General features: G+C 64.2%; 1 protein-coding gene and 1 pseudogene. One reads left to right on the forward strand and one right to left on the reverse strand.

Annotated elements, in window-relative coordinates; translation table 11 throughout:
- Positions 1-162 precede the first annotated feature (162 nt).
- Positions 163-324: a hypothetical protein gene (locus OBACDRAFT_RS28685; protein ID WP_157837227.1), complete on the forward strand. Its 162-nt coding sequence runs from the start codon at positions 163-165 to the stop codon at positions 322-324.
- Here OBACDRAFT_RS28685 and OBACDRAFT_RS20665 read toward each other — a convergent pair.
- Positions 321-1703, reverse strand: a pseudogene (locus tag OBACDRAFT_RS20665) (glycosyl hydrolase family 5); the annotation flags it as partial. The gene OBACDRAFT_RS28685 and the pseudogene OBACDRAFT_RS20665 sit on opposite strands and share 4 nt — an antisense overlap.

Below are 1703 nucleotides of genomic sequence, written 5' to 3' on the forward strand. Positions count from 1 at the left end.
ATGGACTGATTACTCTCTGATGTTACGCGACGGAGGATTGGGAAAAAAAGTGGCGCGGGCGTCTCGCCCGCAGACGGCGCGGAGCGCCGCCCTGAGACAAGGCTGAGAGGCTCCTCCAGCCGGAAGCGGGCGGGACGCCCGCGCCCCGCGTAGGGGCTTCGCTTGCGAAGCCCGCGTATGCAGGACGTGGCATCGAATGGCGTGCGCGGGCGTCGCAAGCGACGCCCCTACAGCGGGCGAGACGCCCGCGCCACGGCGGTGGGGCATGGAGTGCAGGCGGGACGCCTGCGCCACTTCAATACAAGCTACTTCAAGGCAATTTAGCGGGTGAGTTCGTAGGCTAGGGTGATGGGGGCATTGTCGGGGATTGTGGCGGCTTGGAGGGTTAGGGTGTTGTCGGGATCGGTGGTCAGGGGAATGGAGCGGGTGCGGCGTCCAGTGGCATCAATGGCCCACGCGGTCCAAGTGTGCGGGGGGAGTTGAAGGGTGATGGCGGCGGTGCCGCGTTTGATGAGATGGGGGCCGGGGCCGAATTTTGTGAGGAGGGTGCGGGTGGTGTCGGAGAATTGGGTGCCAGCAGTGATGCTGTCGGTGAGGTGCAGGATGAGGAGGCGTTTGCTGGTGGCAAGGGGTTGGCCGTCGGTGGCGAGGATATAGATGCCGGCAAAGGTGTCGTTGGCGGGGATTGAGGCGGTGGTGCGGGTGCCTTTGCTTTGGTGACCGGGAGGGAGTATGTGGCATTCAGCGTAATCGGTGACGAGGCGGGCGGTGCCTTGGGTGCGGTCGAGGTCGAGTTGGCCGGTTTCGCTAAGGAAGCGTTCGCCGTCGCGGGTTGGGAGGGCGTTGGCATCGGCGAGGCGTTTTTCGATGTCGTCACCGAGGAGGAAGGCGGGGCGGGGGAGTTGGGCGAGGTCGGCGGCAGGAATGGATTTTGGGGTAACAAAGTTTTGGATACCGGTGGCGTCGATGCGGGCGGTGTTTTGTTGAGGGCCTGGGAGGGCTTGCGAGGCGGGGAGGGTGCCGATGCGGGTGCGCAGGCCGAGCCAGGAGAAGGAGCGGGGGAGGTCGCGGGGTTTGGCGCGAGGGGTGTCAAAGAGGGTGGTGGTGGCGGGGTTGTCGTCGATGAGGAGGGCGGTGGCGTGTGGGGCGGGTTGGATGCGGGCGTGGAGGTAGAGGTAGGCTCCGGCACGGTCGGCGAGGAGGCCGATGGGGTCGGTGGCGAGGCTGAAGATGCGTCCGGGACGGGTGGGGGCGGTGTTGTCGCGCCAAGCGGAGGCTTCGTCGGTGGCGTAATCGAAGTTGTAGAGGCCGTCCCAGTCTTGAAGGGCGGCGTAGCCGGACATGAGGAGGGGGCCTTCGGCTCGGGCGGCGTTGGGCCAGACGTAGTTGAATTCGGTAACGGTAAAGGGTTTTCCGAATACACGGACGGGCATCATGTTGCGGGGGAGGTAAACGCTGCCTTTGAGGTTGCTTTGGTGGGTGAGGGTGACGGGGGTTTGCCAGTGGCGGTTTTTTTGAAAATTGGGGTGGTTCCAGTAGTCATGGAAATCCACTACATCGAAGTGTTCGCGGACGAGGGTTTGGAGTTCGGTGGTTTTGTGGTTGTCGCCAGTGAGGAGGGCGCGGGTGCCGAGTCCGCGGAGGTAGGCAGCCATGCGGGCGTCGGAGGCGATTTTGGTTTCAAGGAGGAAGCGGTTGAATTG

This window comes from Geminisphaera colitermitum TAV2 (genome assembly GCF_000171235.2).
In the GTDB taxonomy this organism is placed as follows: Bacteria; Verrucomicrobiota; Verrucomicrobiia; order Opitutales; family Opitutaceae; genus Geminisphaera; species Geminisphaera colitermitum.